Annotated in this window: 19 protein-coding genes; 14 read left to right on the forward strand and 5 right to left on the reverse strand. The window is 48.1% G+C overall.

What is annotated here, in order from left to right; all coding sequences use genetic code 11:
• Window positions 1-10 precede the first annotated feature (10 nt).
• The 9 genes from HCX92_RS06915 to HCX92_RS06955 all read left to right on the forward strand — a co-directional run bounded on the left by HCX92_RS06915 (window position 11) and on the right by HCX92_RS06955 (window position 6721).
• On the forward strand, window positions 11-1003 hold the full coding sequence (locus HCX92_RS06915; RefSeq protein ID WP_169294197.1) for a hypothetical protein: 993 nt from the start codon (window positions 11-13) through the stop codon (window positions 1001-1003).
• Between the two features lie 5 nt (window positions 1004-1008).
• Window positions 1009-1164 carry a cbb3-type cytochrome oxidase assembly protein CcoS gene (gene ccoS / locus HCX92_RS06920; protein WP_169294198.1) on the forward strand — a complete coding sequence of 52 codons (156 nt, stop codon included), beginning with the start codon at window positions 1009-1011 and terminating at the stop codon, window positions 1162-1164.
• 209 nt (window positions 1165-1373) lie between these two features.
• Window positions 1374-2855 carry a cytochrome-c oxidase, cbb3-type subunit I gene (gene ccoN / locus HCX92_RS06925; protein WP_169294199.1) on the forward strand — a complete coding sequence of 494 codons (1482 nt, stop codon included), beginning with the start codon at window positions 1374-1376 and terminating at the stop codon, window positions 2853-2855.
• 14 nt (window positions 2856-2869) lie between these two features.
• Window positions 2870-3553 (forward strand): cytochrome-c oxidase, cbb3-type subunit II, encoded by a 684-nt coding sequence (gene ccoO / locus HCX92_RS06930; protein ID WP_169294200.1) that lies wholly within the window; start codon window positions 2870-2872, stop codon window positions 3551-3553.
• Between the two features lie 5 nt (window positions 3554-3558).
• Window positions 3559-3735: a CcoQ/FixQ family Cbb3-type cytochrome c oxidase assembly chaperone gene (locus HCX92_RS06935; RefSeq protein WP_169294201.1), complete on the forward strand. Its 177-nt coding sequence runs from the start codon at window positions 3559-3561 to the stop codon at window positions 3733-3735.
• Window positions 3732-4646 carry a cytochrome-c oxidase, cbb3-type subunit III gene (ccoP, locus tag HCX92_RS06940; protein ID WP_169294202.1) on the forward strand — a complete coding sequence of 305 codons (915 nt, stop codon included), beginning with the start codon at window positions 3732-3734 and terminating at the stop codon, window positions 4644-4646. Before HCX92_RS06935 ends, ccoP begins: the two co-directional genes overlap by 4 nt.
• 22 nt (window positions 4647-4668) lie before the next feature.
• Window positions 4669-6186: a cytochrome c oxidase accessory protein CcoG gene (ccoG, locus tag HCX92_RS06945; protein WP_169294203.1), complete on the forward strand. Its 1518-nt coding sequence runs from the start codon at window positions 4669-4671 to the stop codon at window positions 6184-6186.
• Between the two features lie 19 nt (window positions 6187-6205).
• On the forward strand, window positions 6206-6457 hold the full coding sequence (locus HCX92_RS06950) for a FixH family protein (RefSeq protein WP_169294204.1): 252 nt from the start codon (window positions 6206-6208) through the stop codon (window positions 6455-6457).
• Window positions 6458-6484: 27 nt separating this feature from the next.
• Window positions 6485-6721, forward strand: a complete 237-nt coding sequence (locus tag HCX92_RS06955; RefSeq protein ID WP_248290011.1) for a hypothetical protein — start codon at window positions 6485-6487, stop codon at window positions 6719-6721.
• 54 nt (window positions 6722-6775) lie between these two features.
• On the opposite strand, the gene HCX92_RS06960 is transcribed toward HCX92_RS06955, so the two are convergent.
• The 3 genes from HCX92_RS06960 to HCX92_RS06970 all read right to left on the reverse strand — a co-directional run bounded on the left by HCX92_RS06960 (window position 6776) and on the right by HCX92_RS06970 (window position 9384).
• Window positions 6776-7516 (reverse strand): helix-turn-helix domain-containing protein, encoded by a 741-nt coding sequence (locus HCX92_RS06960; RefSeq protein WP_169294206.1) that lies wholly within the window; start codon window positions 7514-7516, stop codon window positions 6776-6778.
• Window positions 7517-7754: 238 nt separating this feature from the next.
• Entirely contained in the window at window positions 7755-8657 is a 903-nt protein-coding gene (locus HCX92_RS06965; RefSeq protein WP_169294207.1) for a LysR family transcriptional regulator, read from the reverse strand.
• Window positions 8658-8763: 106 nt separating this feature from the next.
• Window positions 8764-9384, reverse strand: a complete 621-nt coding sequence (locus tag HCX92_RS06970; protein WP_169294208.1) for a PIN domain-containing protein — start codon at window positions 9382-9384, stop codon at window positions 8764-8766.
• A gap of 301 nt (window positions 9385-9685) precedes the next feature.
• On the opposite strand from HCX92_RS06970, the gene clpB reads away from it, so the two are divergent.
• The 5 genes from clpB (at window position 9686) to HCX92_RS06995 (ending at window position 15447) form a co-directional block, all read left to right on the forward strand.
• Window positions 9686-12265: an ATP-dependent chaperone ClpB gene (clpB, locus tag HCX92_RS06975; protein ID WP_169294287.1), complete on the forward strand. Its 2580-nt coding sequence runs from the start codon at window positions 9686-9688 to the stop codon at window positions 12263-12265.
• Between the two features lie 305 nt (window positions 12266-12570).
• The gene (locus tag HCX92_RS06980; RefSeq protein ID WP_169294209.1) at window positions 12571-12780 is read left to right on the forward strand and encodes a cold-shock protein; all 210 of its coding nucleotides are present in this window, start codon (window positions 12571-12573) and stop codon (window positions 12778-12780) included.
• Window positions 12781-13155: 375 nt separating this feature from the next.
• Window positions 13156-14019, forward strand: a complete 864-nt coding sequence (locus HCX92_RS14770; RefSeq protein ID WP_211182298.1) for an energy transducer TonB — start codon at window positions 13156-13158, stop codon at window positions 14017-14019.
• Between the two features lie 11 nt (window positions 14020-14030).
• Window positions 14031-14948: a MotA/TolQ/ExbB proton channel family protein gene (locus HCX92_RS06990; RefSeq protein WP_169294211.1), complete on the forward strand. Its 918-nt coding sequence runs from the start codon at window positions 14031-14033 to the stop codon at window positions 14946-14948.
• A 19-nt stretch (window positions 14949-14967) separates the two neighbouring features.
• Window positions 14968-15447 carry a biopolymer transporter ExbD gene (locus HCX92_RS06995; protein ID WP_169294212.1) on the forward strand — a complete coding sequence of 160 codons (480 nt, stop codon included), beginning with the start codon at window positions 14968-14970 and terminating at the stop codon, window positions 15445-15447.
• 86 nt (window positions 15448-15533) lie between these two features.
• Here HCX92_RS06995 and HCX92_RS07000 read toward each other — a convergent pair whose 3' ends face one another.
• Together HCX92_RS07000 and glnE are read right to left on the reverse strand one after the other, a co-directional pair.
• Complete coding sequence (locus HCX92_RS07000; RefSeq protein ID WP_169294288.1) at window positions 15534-16202, reverse strand: epoxyqueuosine reductase QueH; 669 nt, start codon at window positions 16200-16202, stop codon at window positions 15534-15536.
• Between the two features lie 73 nt (window positions 16203-16275).
• A complete protein-coding gene (gene glnE, locus HCX92_RS07005) occupies window positions 16276-19089 on the reverse strand; it encodes a bifunctional [glutamate--ammonia ligase]-adenylyl-L-tyrosine phosphorylase/[glutamate--ammonia-ligase] adenylyltransferase (protein WP_169294289.1) in 2814 nt (937 codons plus the stop codon).
• Window positions 19090-19119 lie beyond the last annotated feature (30 nt).

Genomic DNA, 19119 nt, shown 5'->3' on the forward strand with positions numbered 1-19119 from the left:
ATTCTACGCTATGAAAGCCGTCTCTATTTTCTCCATCCCTAAAAATCTGCCAGATCATGAGCGGCAAAAGCGTCGGCACATGCTGGCAAGTTTGGGTATTGCCTGGCTGGTCATGATGCAGGTCATGATGTTTGCATTTCCCGGCTATTTTCGTGGTGATTACATCGGCACAGAAAGCCTCGCCATGCTTGATACGGCCATTATCATTATGAACTGGCTCAGTTTTGCATTAACCATGCCGGTTCTCCTTTATTGTGCATGGCCAATCTGGCAAGGTGTTTTTAGAAAATCTTCCACTCATTCCATGCGCGTCAACATGGATTGGCCTGTCGCACTAGGTATTCTTACTGCTTTTATTCCCAGCGTCATTGCCACCGTCCATCAGCAGGGTGAGGTTTATTTTGAATCCGTCTCCATGTTTGTGGCATTTTTGCTAACTGCCCGTTATCTGGAATTTTGTGCCGAACAGTCGGCCCGTTTTTCCGAGGGCGGTGTGCCAGCCAAACTTGAACGGGAACGAGGCATCATGACGGCAAAAGCCGATAAAATCGCTTTTGTGTTTGTGATCGCCCAAATATTTCTGGCTATCGTCAGTGGCATTGTCTGGTATCTTTTTATCGACAGGACACATGCCTTGCCTGTACTGGTTGCGCTTTTCGTCATGAGTTGCCCCTGTGCATTGTCCATGGCGGTTCCTACAGCGTCTTCTGCCGCTCGTGCAATCTTTCTTAATAATCACAGTTTTTCCCCGGAACAACAAGAATTCGTATTACACCTTACCCGAAAAACTGCCAACCAGAATCTCTATGGTTCTTTGGCGTGGCATATTCTCATGGCGCCTTTGGCCATGTTCGGGCTGGTGGCACCATGGGTTGCGGCCATTACCATGTTGGTATCTTCCTTGGCAGTAGCCTGGAACTCATGGCGTTTATATAAAAAATTCCATATTCAGGGTGTTATCACTAACCCTGATTGGGCGGCAGGGAAAGCCGTCCAGGGATAAATGAAATGGAATCTTTGTTTTTATTGCTTCCAGTTTCATTTTTATTTGTGATCGGTATCGGTATTGCACTGTATTGGGCGGTGTTTTCCGGTCAGTTTGATGATACAGAAGAGAACGGGAAATCCATTCTTCAAGATAATGACTCAAATCATACAGAATAACGCTCCTGTCAAATAACCGGCTTTGTTGTATTGCAACACGAAAGTTTGTTTTGGTAAGAGTTCAGGTAGAATGCGGGTCGACATGGGCATAATTTGTTCTGGGTTCATGTCTTGTTGATTCAAGTCAAACCGAGAATTTGTAAAAATGTTTCATGATTCTTATCGGTATCACACAAAACTAGAGTGGTAATTTTTAGAGAGGATGGTCTATGCGTACTCAAAACGCAACTGTTAGTGAAGCCGAAACCTTCAATTACAAGGTGGTTCGGCAGTTCGCCATTATGACGGTGATCTGGGGGATTGTGGGGATGTTTGTCGGTGTTTTTATCGCCGCACAACTTATCTGGCCCAATCTGAATTTGGTTGATTGGTTAAGTTACGGACGTCTTCGTCCCTTACATACCAACGCGGTAATTTTTGCTTTTGGTGGTAGTGGTTTGTTTGCAACGTCATACTATGTCGTGCAACGTACCTGTCAAACCCGTTTGTTTTCAGACAAACTGGCTGCATTCACTTTTTGGGGCTGGCAGCTGGTTATTGTCGGTGCCGCCATTTCTTTGCCAGCAGGATTTACATCCAGTAAAGAATATGCCGAGCTCGAATGGCCGATTGATATCCTGATCACATTGGTCTGGGTTGCTTATGCAATTGTTTTCTTCGGTACAATTGTCAAGCGTAAGGTAAAACATATTTATGTGGCAAACTGGTTCTTTGGTTCATATATCCTGACCATTGCCGTTCTGCACATTTTTAACAATATTGAAATGCCTTGGGGCTGGTTCAAGTCTTACTCTGCTTATGCGGGTGTACAAGATGCAATGGTTCAGTGGTGGTATGGCCACAACGCGGTTGGTTTCTTCCTGACAACCAGTTTCCTTGGCATGATGTATTACTTTGTGCCTAAACAGGCTAACCGTCCTGTGTATTCTTACCGCTTATCAATTGTTCACTTCTGGTCATTGGCCTTTACCTACATGTGGGCCGGCCCTCACCACTTGCTGTATACCTCGCTTCCCGACTGGACTCAAAGTTTGGGTATGGCATTCTCCCTGATTCTGCTTGCGCCATCATGGGGCGGTATGATCAACGGTATCATGACCATGTCAGGTGCCTGGCATAAGCTTAGAACAGACCCAATCCTGAAATTCATGGTGGTGGCACTGTCTTTCTATGGTATGTCAACCTTCGAAGGTTCAATGATGTCCATCCGTTCCGTGAACGCTTTGTCTCACTATACAGAATGGACCGTTGCGCACGTTCACTCCGGTGCACTGGGTTGGGTTGCCATGATCACTTTCGGCAGTCTGTATTACTTGATTCCACGTTTGTGGGGTCGTGATTCCATGGCCAGCAAATCCCTGGTGGAAGCCCACTTCTGGATCGCTACCATTGGTGTGGTTCTGTATATCGCTTCAATGTGGATTGCCGGTGTGATGGAAGGCCTGATGTGGCGTGCTGTTGAGCCTGATGGCACCATGACTTATGCATTTGTGCAGGCGCTTAAATCCAAGTATCTGCTTTATATCATTCGTTTCACGGGCGGTGCCTGCTTCCTGGCTGGTGTGATTGTCATGTTGTACAACGTTATTATCACCATCAAAGGGCAAAAACCTGTTAATCCTGCAGTGCCGGTTGGTTCTTCTGAAGATTCTCACCAAGCATCAGCAGTTGGTGCTCCTGCAACAGTGTAATTAGGAGAACTCTAATGGCTAATAAATCAAAAAGCTTTTTCTCACATGAAACCATTGAGAAGAATATTGGAATAATGATTATTCTCAGTATCCTGGTCATTTCATTTGCCGGACTGGTGCAAATTGTTCCCTTATTCTTCCAGCACTCAACCACGCAAGCTGCCGAGGGTGTAACACCTTACACTCCCTTGCAATTGCTAGGGCGTGATGTATATATCAAGGAAGGTTGTGTAGGCTGTCACTCACAACAAGTGCGTATGTTGCAGTCTGACGTATTGCGCTACGGTCACTACTCCCTGGCTGGTGAAACCGTTTACGATCACCCCTTCCTGTGGGGTTCAAAACGTACCGGTCCTGACCTTGCCCGTGTGGGTGGCCGTTACTCCGATGACTGGCACAGGCTTCACTTGCGTGATCCACGCGCTTTGGTCAAAGAGTCCAACATGCCAGGATATAGCTGGTTGCAACATAAAGATGTTTCCAACGTTGATCTGGTTCCTCGTATGAATGCGCTGCGCAAGCTGGGTGTTCCATATACCGATGAGCAGATTGCCAATGCCAATAAAGAACTTGCCGGCAAAACAGAGGAAGATGCTGTTATTGCTTACCTGCAAAGTCTTGGTGTCGGCTTTATCAACGCGTTACGCGCCAGGGAAACTGCCCAACCTGCAACACAGGCAGTCACTACCGGGGGGTAACTGATATGGCTATCATCAATGGTGTATTCACCGTCATATCAATGTTGATGTTTTTTGGAATCATCTGGTGGGCATGGTCAAAGCACCGTGTCAAGGATAATGACGAAGCGGCAAAGTTGCCATTCGCATTGCCAGATGAGGGATCAGATCAAGGAAATCGTAATAAGGGGTATGGATCATGAGTGATTTCGTGGGCATTGGATGGAGTTACTGGATCTCCATCATTGCACTGGGTGGTGTCATATTTTGTCTTTGGCTGTTGTTCACGCAACGGACTTGGCTGGATGGCGCTCCCAAAGGTGAGGAAAGTACAGGACACATCTGGGATGGAATTGGTGAGCTGAATACACCAATCCCCCGTTGGTGGGTCATTATGTACATTGGCTTGTGTGTCATTGGTCTGAGTATCATGTTTCTGTATCCGGCACTGGGCTCCAACCCTGGTGTGGTTGGTTATACAGCCGCCAAGCAGGTCGAAGAGGAACGTGCCGAGTACCTGAAGACCATTGCTCCTATCTATGAGAAGTTTGCGGCAATGCCTCTTGATGAATTGGTTAAAAACCCTGAGGCTCACGTGATTGGTGAACGGTTGTTCCTGAACAACTGTGCACAATGTCATGGATCAGATGCAAAAGGCCAGCCCAACTACCCCAACCTGACTGATGGCGACTGGTTGTATGGTGGTGAACCCGAGATCATTCTGCAAACCATCACCGAGGGCCGTCATGGCATCATGGCTCCTTTGGGAGCGGCAATTCCCCAGGCAAAAGCCGAGGAAGTAGCCAACTATGTCCGTTCACTTTCAGGACTGTCACATGATGCGACGTTGGTGCCGGCAGGCCAAGTAACCTTCAATCAGTTTTGTGTGGCCTGTCACGGTGCTGATGCCAAAGGCAATAAAGCCTTGGGTGCGCCTAACCTGACTGATAACATCTGGTTGAACAGCAGTTCCAAAGATGCCATCGTTAATACGATCCTGAACGGACGTGAAGGTCTTATGCCTGCGCAGAAAAACCTTCTCACACCTGATCAGATTCGTATGTTGACATCGTATGTATGGAGTCTCTCCAATAAAGAGGCTGCAGCGCAATAAGCAGTAAATCAAGGAAGAAAGAATGAGTAATGATCAAAGTACCGAAGGCAAAAATTCGGAACAGGCTCCGGCGTGGCAACCGGTGCAAATACAGCGCCCCGCTCAGGTCTCTAGTTCAGCAGGATTGACCGAGGAAGAAAGCACTAGGGTTATTGAGGAATTCAGGGCAAAAATATACCCTCGATCGGTAACCGGCATCTTTGCGCGCTGGAGGATCATTCTCGTTCTTTTTACCCAGGTTATTTTTTACGGGTTGCCATGGTTGCAGTGGAATGATCGTCAGGCCGTTCTGTTTGATCTGGGGGCCCGCAAGTTTTATATTTTTGGTATGGTATTGTGGCCGCAAGATGTATTTTATATGGCCGTCATACTTATCATTTCCGCTTACGGCCTGTTCCTGTTTACGGCGCTGGCCGGACGCCTGTTCTGTGGATATGCCTGTCCGCAAACAGTCTATACCGAAATTTTCATGTGGATAGAACGCAAGGTGGAAGGTGATCGGGTAGCCCGTATTCGCCTTGACGAAGAGCCTTGGTCGTTTCGCAAATTCCGCATCAAGGCAACCAAACATATATTATGGATCGCCGTAGCCTGGTGGACGGGTTCCACGTTTATTGGCTATTTTGCGCCCATCCGTGAATTGGGTTCTGATCTTATCAATTTTGAACTGGGCCCATGGCAATGGTTCTGGATCATTTTCTACTCCTTGGCAACTTGGGGTAATGCAGGCTTCCTGCGCGAATCAGTCTGTAAGTACATGTGCCCTTATGCACGCTTCCAGAGTGTGATGGTAGACTCCGATACCTTTGTGGTTACCTATGACAAAATTCGTGGTGAACCCCGTGGTGGACGTTCACGTAAGGTAGATCATCATGAAATGGGTCTTGGGGACTGTATTGACTGTACGGTCTGTGTACAGGTCTGCCCAACCGGGATCGATATTCGTAACGGTCTGCAATACATGTGTATTGGCTGTGGTGCCTGTATTGATGCCTGTGACCAGATCATGGATAAAATGAATTATCCAAAAGGTCTTATCCGTTATACGTCTGAAAATGGCATGCTTGAGGGCCTTGATAATAAACAGGCCAGAAAACGTCTGTTCAAGCCGCGTGTTTATGTTTATCTGACCTTGCTGGCATTCTTTATTATTGCTTTCCTGGTGTCAGTGGCCATGCGTACACCATTGCGGATGGATATCATGAGGGATCGTGGCGCATTGGGTCGTGAAGTACCGGGAGGTTTAATTGAAAACGTCTACCGGATACAGCTGATCAACATGACCGAAGAGCCACTTGATCTTGAAATTACCGCTCAAGGCAAGGATCTTGAAAATGTCCATGTTCGTGCCGGTGACAGTGATAGTGCCGTGGTTAAAGTGGCGCCTTTTGCCAATGAATGGGTGCCACTGGTTATCCAGGTTCCGCTTGGAGAGGTCAAGCCAGGTTTGTACGATCTTCAATTGAAAGCCCAAACGCTGGAAAGTGAAGAACTTGACCTGAAGGCGGAAGAGAAAACAAGTTTCTTTGTTCCTAACTAAATTTAAGCTGGAAATTTACATGTCTACCTACAATGATGATGATCTTGATGTTAATCCTTGGTACAAGGAGCCTTGGCCATGGATATTAATGGCAGGACCGGCGCTGGCAATAATTGGTTGCATCATTACCATAGTGCTGGCATTATCTACGAATGTAGACCAGCAAATTAAACTGGAAGGTGTCAAGCAAGGGCTTTTTGTCAGTAAGGATGGCAAGGATATTCCCCGGTTTGGCACAAATCCAGAGGTGGAAAACAGAGAGCTCAAATAACAAACGGGGGACGATATGCGTACCATAATGTGGATTATATGGCCTTCATTTTTGGCGGCAGGTTTGTTAAGCGGTGTGGTATTTGCGTTGGTAGAGCCTGCGGATATAAGCATATTTGGTTATATCCCGGTCAGTATCGAGTGGGTTTATGCCGGTGGCTTTTTTCTGTTCTGGATCATGGCCGCCTTTTCCAGTCTGTTAAGCTTGTTCATGATCAATACACGTGGAAACAACCGGTTGTTTGACAATGACGAAGAGCTTTAGCGTTTATTATTAAAATTGATTAGAATGAAAAAGTACGAAGTTCTTCGTACTTTTTTATTTTATCTTGATGTTTTGCTCGTTTTTGATCAGATCATGCAGCCCTGATTTGCTTAACAGTTGAACCTGGCGTTGATGGATGCGGATCAGGCCTTCTTTGGCAAAGCGTGAGAGCAGACGGCTGACTGTTTCAAGGGTCAGACCCAAATAGTTGCCAATTTCTTCCCGACTCATGCGTAAAATGAATTCATTGGGTGAATAACCCAGATTTGTGAAACGAGCTGAGAGATTTAATAAAAAAGAGGCAACCCGTTGTTCTGAGCGCATGGCACCCAAAGACAGGACCAGATTGTGTGAGCGCGAAATTTCCTTACTGAGAATTTTCCAGAATTGCTGCTGCAGGGCAGGGATTTCCTGGGTCAGGACATCAAGATCGCTAAGTTTAAGAACGCAAACCTCGGTATCCTCAAGGGCAATGGCATTGGATAAATGAGTGCCTTCACTGAATCCGTCAAGACCCAGTAATTCTCCGGCCAGAAAAAAGCCGGTAATTTGCACGTGCCCGCTTTCGTTTTCGAGTTGTGTTTTCATGGAACCCGAACGAATGCTGTAAATGGCCGTAAGAGGATCGCCAACCTTGAAGAACAGTGTTCCTTTGGGAATACGTATGCGTTCTTTGATCAGTTCGGTCAACCTGTTTGTTTCAGAGGGTGTTAATCCTCCTGGGACACACAAGTGCCCCAACATACAAGTTGAACAATGAATTGATTCTTTATTGAGTAAAAGGTGTTTGAGCATCCCTATCATTTCCTTATTGCTATGCTCAAGCTATTGAGATAGCACTGCATATTGTAGTCGTTATATGTATTTGGATTGTTATTGTTTGGCATATATCAATTTTTTTCTTAAGCAATTCATTTATTTTTACAATAAAAACCAGAATGAAATCCTTTTTTTGTGTGCAATCGGGCTCAACTTGATCGTGCGGCTTGTGTTTAAAACATGTTCAGTATCATGTTACCATTTCCGGGTGACATTATTTCCAGTATTTTTTTTGCGCATACGTGTTTTTAAGTAAATTGATGAAACCACGGGTTCTTTGAGGTAAATGTTTTCTGTCGGGTAGCATGGCATAAATGCCATTTGCGGGTGCATTATATTCATCCAATATGGTCACTAATGTCCCTTTTTCAATTTCGCGCCTGACTTCCCACATGGAGCGCCAGGACAGTCCAAAGCCGCTTAATGTCCATTCAAGCAAGACTGAACCGTCAGAACAGGATAATCGTGCTTTGGGCTTAATGGCAATAATCTGGTCATTTTCCTTGAATAGCCACCCTTTATGCTGATTGCCCTGGGAGCCAAATGAAAGACACTCATGGTGCTGGAGTTCATCGGGATGCTGGGGAGTGCCGTGTGTTTTCAGGTATTCTGGGGCGGCCACGACAACCCGATGATTTTCGGCCAGCCTGATGGCAATCAGTTGTGAATTCTCAAGATCACCAATCCGAATGGCACAATCGTATTGCTCTTCAACCAGGTCTACCACTCGGTCAGTCAAGTCAAGCGATACCTTGACATCGGGATATTGCTCACAAAAGACAGGAATAAGCGGAGCAACGTGCTTGCGTCCGAATCCGGCCGGAGCCGTAATGCGCAAAGGACCACTTACCTTGACTTTACCCTCTGTAATGAGGCTTTCGGTATCGGCCAGGTCTTTCAGGATTCTTTGGGCTTCTTCCAGAAAAATATGTCCTTCCGGTGTCAGTGACAATTTTCGGGTTGAACGTATGATTAATTTTACGCCCAGTCTTTCCTCCAGGGCATCGATGCGCCGTCCCATCATGGCGGGAGCAATGTTTGCCTGACGGGCCGCGGCAGACAGGGTACCCAATGTTGCCACTGCGACAAAACTTTCAAGTTGAGTAAATCGACTCATTCTAACCCTCTTGGAAAGTGCTTGAAATAAAAAGGAAGTGAAGTCCTGACGCTAAAGAGAATCCTGAAAATCACTGCTTGTGTGACGGTTGGGCCCTATTTTACTGCTACAGGGCAGGCTCAAACTGAAGTGCTTGCTGTTGCAAGGTCAGTTTGTTCAGTCGAAACAGCCGCTCGCGTTTGAGTACGGTTTCCAAAGGTTCGGCTTGCCGGCCTATTTTCAGGGCATCTGCTGGAATAAGTTCAAGCAGGGCTTGCATGTGTGCCTGATGATTTTCCCAGCACATCACCAAAAATTGGTCCGGGTCATACAGGTACAGCCCAAGATTCCGGATTTCTGCCCGATGAAAGTCCTTGATGTTGCGGGTTAAGATACAGGTGGTGCTTTCCGGGTGTTTTTGCTGGATGGCACGTGCCGCGGCAATCACATGCCAGTCTTTTTTGTCACTGCGTTTAAGGCCTGTCTCATAGGCGCTGACATCGCCCATATTGGCGAGTGGGAATTGCTGTTGCATTTTCAGCCATTCCACATCAAGTATTTCAGGGGTTACATTCCAGATACGGCTGGCATTGCGTCGCCATTCCACACCGATGTATTCGGCCCATACAGGATGAAAATGTCCTGCCTGTGCCAGGCGAAGTAGCAGGTGTCGCAATACATTGGACATCAGGACACAGGTGTCGATCACAATGAAATGGGGAAGGTGGGCTGGCGGTAAGACAGGCATTGAAAAAAAGAAATGAAATACTACAATTGACAATTGACAATAACAATTGCCTTGTTTTGTTGAAGGATTGAACTGGCATTTTAACATTGGAATTCGGGGAATTGGTTTTGAGGCATCGTTCCTGCAGGAGGCAGGATCAATTATTGCCCATGTCAGTGGAAACTTGCCCAAGCCTGAAACGAATGGGACAGTTATCAAAAAATGAAATTTTATATCTTGAAATTTCACAAGCGCAGCACTATATAAGCAGTATTCAAAGATAACCCGAGCAGATGCGCTCAACCTTATACAGGAAAGAATGATGCGATTTGATAAGTTGACAACAAAATTCCAGCAGGCTTTGGCAGATGCCCAAAGCCTGGCATCCAGAAATGACAACCCTTATATAGAACCCGTTCATGTATTGTCTGCCTTGCTGGCCGATGCCGAAAGTGGCTCGGCCAGTTTGCTGGCACGCGCAGGCGTGTCGGTTAACCGCGTGTTGCCGGCGCTTGACAAGGCCATCAAGGATATTCCGCAAGTGCAGGGGGCCGATGCCAATATCCAGATCAGCCGGGACCTGAACGGTCTGCTGAATAAAACTGATAAAGAAGCGGCAAAGCGTGGTGACGCATTTATTGCCAGTGAATTGTTTTTGCTTGCCCTGGCTGATGATAATGGGCCGGCAGGCCGAATCTTGCGTGAAGCCGGTTTGCAGAAAAAAGCCCTTGAGGCGGCGATTGAAGCTGTACGGGGTGGTGAGTCTTTAACTGATCAGGAAGGCGAATCCCATCGTCAGGCCCTGGAAAAATACACGACAGACCTGACCGAGCGTGCACGTCAGGGCAAACTGGATCCGGTAATTGGCCGTGATGATGAAATCCGCCGGGCCATCCAGATCTTGCAACGCCGTACCAAAAACAATCCGGTGCTGATTGGTGAGCCGGGTGTGGGTAAAACCGCGATTGTCGAGGGGCTGGCCCAGCGTATTATCAATGATGAGGTGCCTGAGTCTTTACGTGGCAAGCGCGTGCTTTCACTGGACCTGGCCGCTTTGCTGGCCGGTGCCAAGTTTCGTGGCGAATTTGAGGAACGCCTGAAAGCAGTCCTGAAAGAGCTGGCCCAGGATGATGGCAATAATATTGTTTTTATTGATGAAATCCATACCATGGTGGGCGCCGGTAAGGCGGAAGGCGCCATGGATGCTGGCAATATGCTTAAACCGGCCCTGTCACGGGGTGAGTTGCATTGCATAGGTGCAACCACGCTTGATGAATACCGAAAATATATTGAAAAGGATGCTGCCCTGGAGCGACGCTTCCAGAAAGTGATCGTGGATGAGCCTGATGTGGAATCGACCATTGCCATTTTGCGTGGTTTGCAAGAGCGTTATGAAATTCACCACGGCGTGGATATTACCGATCCGGCCATTGTGGCGGCTGCCGAGTTGTCCAACCGTTATATTACCGATCGCTTCCTTCCTGATAAGGCAATTGACCTGATTGATGAGGCCGCGGCCCGTATCCGGATGGAAATCGACTCCAAGCCTGAAGTGATGGACCGGCTTGACCGACGTATCATTCAATTGAAAATCGAACGTGAGGCTGTCATCAAGGAAACGGACGAAGCTTCGCGTCGTCGCTTGCAATTGATTGAAGAGGAAATGGAGCAGCTTCAGCGCGAGTATAACGATTACGAGGAAATCTGGAAGGCCGAGAAAGCGGCTGTGCAGGGTTCTAAAGCGATCAAGGAAGAGATCGACCAACTGCGTGCGCAAATGGCTGAGTTCCAGCGCAAGGGGCAGTTTGATAAACTGGCTGAATTGCAATACAGCAAATTGCCCGAACTGGAAGGTCGCCTGAAAGCCGCTGAAGCCGGTGCAGAGCAGACTGAAAAGCCCAAATTGTTGCGGACCAAGGTGGGTGCCGAGGAAATTGCAGAAGTGGTTTCTCGCGCCACCGGCATCCCGGTTTCCAAAATGATGCAGGGAGAGCGGTCAAAATTGCTGGCGATGGAAGATGAGCTGCACAAACGGGTGGTTGGTCAGGATGAAGCGGTTACCCTGGTGGCTGATGCCATTCGCCGTTCACGGGCCGGTTTGTCCGATCCTTCCAAACCTTATGGATCGTTCCTGTTCCTGGGGCCAACCGGTGTGGGTAAAACCGAATTAACCAAGGCATTGGCCAGTTTTCTGTTTGACTCTGATGAGCATATGATCAGGATCGACATGAGTGAATTCATGGAGAAACATTCGGTTGCCCGTCTGATTGGTGCGCCTCCGGGGTACGTTGGCTATGAGGAAGGGGGGTATCTGACAGAAGCGGTACGTCGTAAACCTTATAGCGTGATTTTGCTTGATGAGGTTGAAAAAGCGCATCCGGATGTGTTCAACGTATTATTGCAAGTACTTGATGATGGTCGCCTGACGGATGGTCAGGGCCGTACAGTCGATTTTCGCAATACGGTCATCATCATGACGTCCAACCTTGGTTCGCATCATATTCAAAGCATGGTGGGTCAGTCTTACGAGGCGATCAAAGAAGTGGTGTGGGAGGATGTCAAACAGGCCTTCCGTCCTGAATTCCTGAACCGGATTGATGAAGTGGTTGTGTTCCATGCCTTGAGCAGCAAGCATATTGCTTCGATTGCGAATATCCAGTTGAAACGTCTTGCACAAAGATTGCATGAGCAGGAAATGGGCTTGGAAGTATCCGAAGAGGCACTTGCCTTAATTGCCGAGAATGGATTTGATCCGGTTTTTGGGGCTCGACCTTTAAAACGTGCGATTCAACAACACATTGAGAATCCGATTGCAAAACGAATTCTTGAAGGAGAGTTGGGTCCAAAAGATACCATTCTGGTGGGTATGCAAGATGGCCAGTTTTTATTTGGCCGGAAGTAAACCCTTAAATCCTTAATATATATGGGTAAATGCCTGATATTGCAGTATTTTTGCTTGTCATGAAAAACTGCTTGTCAGGCATTTTTTGTTACGTGAAATGCATTTGCAAATGACTCAGGGTAATTCCCCGGTAAATTTTTGTTGACAGGGGTCTGAATAGTCGTCATAGTGTGATGTATAAGATTTTCAAGTTCGTTGATTTTTGCTAGATTCTTTGCTCATGCAGTTTCGTTGTGCTTTTGTCTACTCCTTGATGGTCTTGTGTTTGTTTGGTCTATTCAGACCGTAATTTTAAGGAAATTCAAATGTCAACAGAATCTGGCATCGTTAAATGGTTTAATAACGAAAAAGGCTTCGGCTTCATCAAACCCGCTTCAGGCGGTAAAGATCTGTTTGTACACCACACCGACATCATCGGTACAGGTTACAAATCTCTGCAAGAAAACCAGGAAGTTACTTTCGTGGTTGCAGATGGCCCTAAAGGTCCACAAGCCAAAGAAGTATCAGCTAAGTAATTTATTACCAGCTAATAAAAATACCGCCGCGAGGCGGTATTTTTTTGTCTAAAATAGTTTGCTGAAACAGGTTGTTTTTTAGCAACGCTAAAAAATAAAAACAGTCAGGTTTATTTTTTAATAAAAATCAGATACTTGTGTTCATTTTATTAAAATATCCACCTTTATATGAGACTTGCTTAAATAATTATAGTTGATTTCAATAATGAGAATCATTATTATTTATTCAATATGAGTGACAAATAGCTCCACGAGGGGTGAAACAACATAAAACCGGGTTGGTCATAGACTTTGTCATGTCAGCGGGGCTGAACTTTGATTCCTGGCCGTATTCATCAGGGCGAGACAAGGAGCCAAGCGTTTAAATTAAACAGTATGTATAAATCTTCAAATGTAATTCCAACAGTACCTTTTTCTATTCGCCTTGCTGGTGCTGTTACTGCTGTGGGTATTCTTGCCGCTTTAGGATTCATTGCCACCATGGATGCATCAGCAACACATAAGCAATTTGAAGAAGCACCGGTGTTTGTGTCAATTTTTGAGGAAACGGCTTCTGAGGCTCCTAAAGGGGAGATGATGCCTGATGTGATTCCTTTGCAAGAAGAACAGCCTGAAGAGGTTATTCTGGAACCAGAACCAGTGGTTGAGCCAGAGCCAGAGCCAATCGTTGAACCAGAACCGGAACCAGAACCAGAACCGGAGCCAGAACCAGAACCGGAGCCGGAGCCGGAGCCGGTCCCCGAGCCTGTCATGCCTGTCAAGCCGCCAGAACCTAAACCGGAACCACCCAAAGTGGTTAAAAAAGAGGTTGCGCCCAAGAAAGTCGTGAAACAGGAAAAGCCCAAGGCAAAACCTGTGTTGAAAAGCCAGAAAGTCTCGGAACAGGCGCCACCCGTCACCAAACCCATTGGCGTTTCCCAGGGGAATCCCAATGTCAAACCAGGGTCTTCGTCGGCCGATTCGGCACCGGTTGTTGTCAGGCAGGTGGGTTACAGGGTGCGGCCTAAAGTCAATTATCCAATGAGCGCCAAACGGCGGGGCGAAAAGGGAACGGTTGTCGTGCGTGTCTTGATTGACCGTAACGGGGTGGCCAAGCGCGTATCGCTATTAAAAGGAACGCCTTATGATGCCTTGAACAAGGCCGCCTTAAATGCCGTGCGCGAGGCACGATTTAAACCTCATACAGAAAATGGTGTGCCACGGGAAGCGCTGGCAGACATTCCAATTAAATTTGAATAAAAGGAAATAGCATGATTTCGTCATTGCTGACTTCAACATTCGGTTCAATTGCACAAATTGTGACCAATACATCAGAAAATGGTAGTGTTGCTGCTGCAACGGTCAATGACGCAGCGGGTTCTGCTGTCACAGTCGTTCCCGGGGCTGCCGTGGAACTTGTTAATAATATGGCCGCCAATGCGGCAACGACAGTTGCCGCCGATGCAGGCACTTCACAAATGCTGGGTTTTTTGATGCAAAGTGATGCCGTGGGTAAAACCCTGTTTGGCGTGCTGGTATTCATGTCTTTATTGACCTGGTATCTCATCGTGGTTAAGGGTTTGCTTAATTGGCGTGCAAGCCGTCATAGCAAGGCGTTTTTATCACGCTTCTGGAATGCTTCTTCACTGGAGCAGGTGGATAAGGACTTGCATAAATTTGGGGCGACGGACCCGTTTTCACGCCTGGCTAACCAGGCCTTGCATGCCCGTGAGCATCACGCAAAATATGGGGTGACCAATTTGTCTGAGGTGGGGTCAAATGCCGACTTTGTTACCCGTACCATGCGTAAAGTCATTGATGAAGAAACCGCTCATCTGGAAAACGGACTCACCATTCTGGGTTCGGTGGGTTCAACAGCGCCTTTTGTAGGATTATTTGGGACGGTTTGGGGGGTTTATCATGCTCTGGTCAATATTGGTATGTCTGATGGCATATCCATTAATAAAATTGCCGGACCGGTTGGAGAGGCGCTGATCATGACTGGCCTGGGGCTGGCTGTGGCTATTCCTGCAGTGCTCGCTTACAACGCTTTTGTGCGTCGCAATCGGGTGGTGCTGGCTTCATTGGATGGTTTTGCCTATGACTTGTTCGCCTTTGTCACAACCGGGCAGCAGGTGGAGGTGTCTTCCGGCAAAGTCCGTGCCTTGCGTAGCAATGGTACACACTAGTAAAGTGATGGGGTAAATAATGGCATTTGGAAGCTTCGACCAGAAAAACAACGCCAATCATATGGTGTCGGAAATCAATATGGTTCCGCTCATTGATGTGATGCTGGTTTTGTTGGTTATTTTTATTATTACTGCGCCTTTGCTGGCACACTCCATCAAAATTGATGTGCCACAGGTAAGCAGTACGCCCGTTACAGAAGATCCCAAGTCAATTGATTTGGCGATCGATGCACAAGGTGGCATTTTCTGGAATGAATCACCCATTCCCGAGGCGAGTTTGCGTGAGATGTTCATTTCCCAGGCCAAAGAGGTGCCTCAGCCGGAAATCAGGATTCGTGCCGATGCCAATACGCGTTATGAGCAGCTGGCCAGAATCATGGCAATGGCCAAAGGGTCGGGCTTGAAAAAGCTGGGTTTCATCACTTCACCTGCTTCGCAAGGCACGGCAGGTGCCAGTGCGGCGGCAGTAGCGGCGCCCGTTATTGCACCGGTTCAGTAGGGGTAGGTCAGTCGCCAGGATCGGCGCATAAAGTGAAAGGCCACGTTCTTGGGAACGAGGCCTTTTATTTGGCGCGTGTGATGGACTTAACTTTTGTTTTCGTTGCGATAATAATTGACACCGATTTTAATCCGCTCACGCCCCTGACTTTGTCGGTGCCGGTTAGTGTCTCTTAGGGAATAGACGCAGCCACAATATTCCTGCTGGTAGAATTCTTCGCGCTTGCTGATTTCAATCATGCGGGCCGAACCGCCACCTTTGCGCCAGTTGTAGGTCCAGTAAACCAGTTCGGGGTAACGGGCAGCCGCGCGCTCACCACAGCCGTTGATCTGGTTCATGTCTTTCCAGCGGGAAATGCCCAGTGAGCTGGTAATCGTGTCAAACCCGTGTTCGTGTGCATACAGCGCGGTACGCTCAAAGCGCATGTCGAAACAGGCAGTACAGCGTTCGCCACGTTCGGGTTCATTTTCAAGCCCCTTGACACGCTCAAACCAGTTGTCGACATCATAATCGACATCGATAAACGGTACGTTATGCAACTTGGCAAAGCGAATGTTTTCTTCCTTGCGGATTTCATACTCCTTGACCGGATGGATATTCGGGTTATAGAAGAAAATCGTGTAATCAATACCCGATGCGAGCATTGCCTCCATGACTTCGCCAGAGCAGGGTGCGCAACAGGAGTGCAGTAGCACTTTACGGTGGCCTTTGGGTAATTCCAGGACAGGTCTTTTAATATCGGTGACGGTAACCATGGCAGAGTAGGACAAAAATATTGCAAAGGTTCATTTTAGAATATTTTTGTCCTGAATTCAGGGCTTTGGCTTATTATGAGGGATTGCCTTCCTGCTCCCGGGTACCGGGAAAGACGATTTCCCATAATCTGTTCACTGCCTGGCGTTCGTTCAGCAGCAAATGATTATCTACGCGTGCCTTTTCCTGGCCGCGTAGTCTGACTGCATGCTGTGTTTTGCGCAAAGTGCGATAGGCATCAGCCACTTCGTTGGCCAGATCCTCGGGAATAAAGCCGCCTTCCGCAGCGATTTTAAGCAAAGCAATATTGCCAAGGTTATCCAATAGCCGGGGGTATTGATGTGAGTAGGCCAGCACCAGATATTGAGTGATGAATTCAATATCAACCATGCCGCCATGGTCATGTTTAACATCAAACATGCCCGAATTATTGGGATGGCCGGCCCGCATTTTGGCGCGCATGTCGATAATGTCCTGCCGGAGCTGTTCCCGGTCCCTTTCTTTGAGCAGAATCTGGCGGCGGATCCGTTCAAAACGCTTGCCGATGGCCTTGTCGCCAGCACAGAAGCGGGCGCGTGTCAGAGCCTGGTGTTCCCAGGGCCAGGCATGTTCAAGCTGGTATTTTTCAAAGGTATCCACCGAGATGGCCAGCAGGCCGGCATCGCCATCCGGACGCAGGCGCAAGTCAATTTCATACATTCGGCCTGAGGAGGTCATGCTGGAAAGCCAGGTGCTCAGGCGTCGCCCCAGTTTTGCATAAACTTCAAGGGCGTAATCGGCCGGATCATCAAAAAGCAGTACCAAATCCAGGTCTGAGGCATAACCCAGCTCTTTGCCCCCCAGTTTGCCATAGGCGATCACGGCAAAACGCGGGTAGTCGGGTACGGGTTCCGAGGTTTGTTCGGGCTTGGGTTTGACAGCGGGCCAAATGCGTTTGATGCTTTCTTCCAGCAGCAGATCTGCCAGGGCTGACAAGTGGTCAGCCAGTTTTTCAACCGATAGGCCACCAGACAGATCCTGGGCCAGCAACTGAAAACTGACTTGTTTCTGGACATCCCGCATGATGTTCATTTGTTGTTCAACGTCAGGTTGCCCATCTTGCAGTACGCAGGCGTCCAGGTCTTTACTGAGTTGCGTGGCGATATGAGAAAAATCCACGTTTTGCATGAGGGTTTGCCAGTCGATCAGCCCATCCAGCAAAATCGGGTTGCGGATCAGGTAACCGGCCGCCCAGTGGCTTGAGGACATGATGCGGGCAACCCGGGCCAGTGTTTCCGGATATTCGGCCAGCAAAGCAAGATAGGCACTGCGCTGGGCAATCGCTTCAATCAGGTCAAACAGATTCCCGCAGGTCAGTTGCGGGTTATCGCTTTTGGCTGCGGTTTCCAATAATTGGGGCAAGAGTTTTTTCAGTCGCGTACGGCTTGAGCCGGAAAGGGTGCGAATACGGCTGCTGTTGAGCAATGCCTTGATACGGTTTTCAATATACTCATGGATTTCCGGTGCAAAAAACTGTTGAACCAGTTCAGGCAGGTCGGTACTATCAGACGTGTCGGAAAGGTGGTTGTAATGGGGGCCGGACGCTGATTCTTCACCCATGCCAGCGATACGGAATGCGTTTCGAAATGCCCGGGATACCACTCGTCGGTGCTCGTTCAGTTGTGACCGGAAGGCTTGTTCTTCCATATTCATTGCCTTGGCCAGGGCGGCAAACCGTTCGGGGTCGGCCGGCAACAGGTGCGTTTGCTCATCTTCACGATATTGCAGCATGTGCTCCACGCGCCGCAGGAAGCGATAGGCATTTTCCAGCAGCAGGCCTTCTTCCTTGGTAATGAGCCCTATGCCGATTTCGGCATGAAGGGCTGGTAACAGGCCCCTGAGTTGCAGGGATGGCATTCGACCGCCACGAATGAGCTGTGCTAGCTGAACGGTAAATTCAATTTCACGAATACCGCCTTCACCCAGTTTGATGTTGTGAATGCTGTCCACGCCATTGCGGTTAAGGGCTTTGCGTTGCCAGTCCTGACGAATGCGTTCGCGTAGCTGACGTAATGAAGCAAGGGCATCAAAATCAAAATACTTGCGGTAAACAAATGGTGTGCGCAGGCTTTTCAACTGGGCAATGTCTTCTTTGGATGAGCTCTGCTTAAAATATTTGACGGGAATAACTCTAGCCTTCAGCCAGGCATATCGTTCCCATTCCCGTCCCTGGGTAATCAAGTAGTTTTCCAGCGCGTCAAGGCTCCAGGCCAGTGGGCCGCCATCCCCGTCGGGGCGCAACCGCAGATCGGTACGGAAAACATGGCCATCGGCATTTATTTCAGACAGGACGGGCATCATGCGTTGGGTCAGACGGCCATAGAACTCATGGTGGCTCAGGGGACGACGACCCGTGGTTTCACCTTCCTGGGCATACAGCATGATCAGGTCGATATCGGAAGAAACATTCAATTCTTTGCCGCCCAGTTTGCCCATGCCCAGAATGATCATTTCCATGGGTTTGCCGGTTTCGGGGTTGATGGGCTCGCCATGGATCTGCACCAGATCCTGCATGATGCTTAAATAAGCCTGCTGCACGGCCAGGTCGGCCAGAAAACTCATGCTTTGGGTGACTTCTTCAAAACAGGCCTGGCCATTGATATCCCTTACCATCAGGGCGCAGAATACCCGATTCCTGAGTTTGCGTAACAGGTGCTTGCATTGTTCGGTGGCGATGGGTTGATGCACGGGCTGGCCACTGGTCTGTGTAAACCATTGCTTGATGATGTCCGGTGTGATGGGGTGCAAAATGTCCTGGCTCAGTTCGGTTTTCAGTTGTTCATTTGTGCTGATTTTACGTTGCAGGTAACCGGACCATTCAAGGGCGCGGGTTAGACTATTGGTTGGCATCATGCTTTCTCAAAAAATGTAAGGTTATGT

Origin of the sequence: Advenella sp. EE-W14, from assembly GCF_012923605.1 — a bacterium.
In the GTDB taxonomy this organism is placed as follows: Bacteria; Pseudomonadota; Gammaproteobacteria; order Burkholderiales; family Burkholderiaceae_B; genus Advenella; species Advenella alkanexedens.

What these genes read in the sequence shown, in the direction of transcription:
- HCX92_RS06915 (WP_169294197.1), top strand. Translation starts at nt 11, where the DNA reads ATGAAAGCCGTCTCTATTTTCTCCATCCCTAAAAATCTGCCAGATCAT.
- ccoS (WP_169294198.1), top strand. Translation starts at nt 1,009, where the DNA reads ATGGAATCTTTGTTTTTATTGCTTCCAGTTTCATTTTTATTTGTGATC.
- ccoN (WP_169294199.1), top strand. Translation starts at nt 1,374, where the DNA reads ATGCGTACTCAAAACGCAACTGTTAGTGAAGCCGAAACCTTCAATTAC.
- ccoO (WP_169294200.1), top strand. Translation starts at nt 2,870, where the DNA reads ATGGCTAATAAATCAAAAAGCTTTTTCTCACATGAAACCATTGAGAAG.
- HCX92_RS06935 (WP_169294201.1), top strand. Translation starts at nt 3,559, where the DNA reads ATGGCTATCATCAATGGTGTATTCACCGTCATATCAATGTTGATGTTT.
- ccoP (WP_169294202.1), top strand. Translation starts at nt 3,732, where the DNA reads ATGAGTGATTTCGTGGGCATTGGATGGAGTTACTGGATCTCCATCATT.
- ccoG (WP_169294203.1), top strand. Translation starts at nt 4,669, where the DNA reads ATGAGTAATGATCAAAGTACCGAAGGCAAAAATTCGGAACAGGCTCCG.
- HCX92_RS06950 (WP_169294204.1), top strand. Translation starts at nt 6,206, where the DNA reads ATGTCTACCTACAATGATGATGATCTTGATGTTAATCCTTGGTACAAG.
- HCX92_RS06955 (WP_248290011.1), top strand. Translation starts at nt 6,485, where the DNA reads ATGTGGATTATATGGCCTTCATTTTTGGCGGCAGGTTTGTTAAGCGGT.
- HCX92_RS06960 (WP_169294206.1), bottom strand. Translation starts at nt 7,516, where the DNA reads ATGCTCAAACACCTTTTACTCAATAAAGAATCAATTCATTGTTCAACT.
- HCX92_RS06965 (WP_169294207.1), bottom strand. Translation starts at nt 8,657, where the DNA reads ATGAGTCGATTTACTCAACTTGAAAGTTTTGTCGCAGTGGCAACATTG.
- HCX92_RS06970 (WP_169294208.1), bottom strand. Translation starts at nt 9,384, where the DNA reads ATGCCTGTCTTACCGCCAGCCCACCTTCCCCATTTCATTGTGATCGAC.
- clpB (WP_169294287.1), top strand. Translation starts at nt 9,686, where the DNA reads ATGCGATTTGATAAGTTGACAACAAAATTCCAGCAGGCTTTGGCAGAT.
- HCX92_RS06980 (WP_169294209.1), top strand. Translation starts at nt 12,571, where the DNA reads ATGTCAACAGAATCTGGCATCGTTAAATGGTTTAATAACGAAAAAGGC.
- HCX92_RS14770 (WP_211182298.1), top strand. Translation starts at nt 13,156, where the DNA reads ATGTATAAATCTTCAAATGTAATTCCAACAGTACCTTTTTCTATTCGC.
- HCX92_RS06990 (WP_169294211.1), top strand. Translation starts at nt 14,031, where the DNA reads ATGATTTCGTCATTGCTGACTTCAACATTCGGTTCAATTGCACAAATT.
- HCX92_RS06995 (WP_169294212.1), top strand. Translation starts at nt 14,968, where the DNA reads ATGGCATTTGGAAGCTTCGACCAGAAAAACAACGCCAATCATATGGTG.
- HCX92_RS07000 (WP_169294288.1), bottom strand. Translation starts at nt 16,202, where the DNA reads ATGGTTACCGTCACCGATATTAAAAGACCTGTCCTGGAATTACCCAAA.
- glnE (WP_169294289.1), bottom strand. Translation starts at nt 19,089, where the DNA reads ATGCCAACCAATAGTCTAACCCGCGCCCTTGAATGGTCCGGTTACCTG.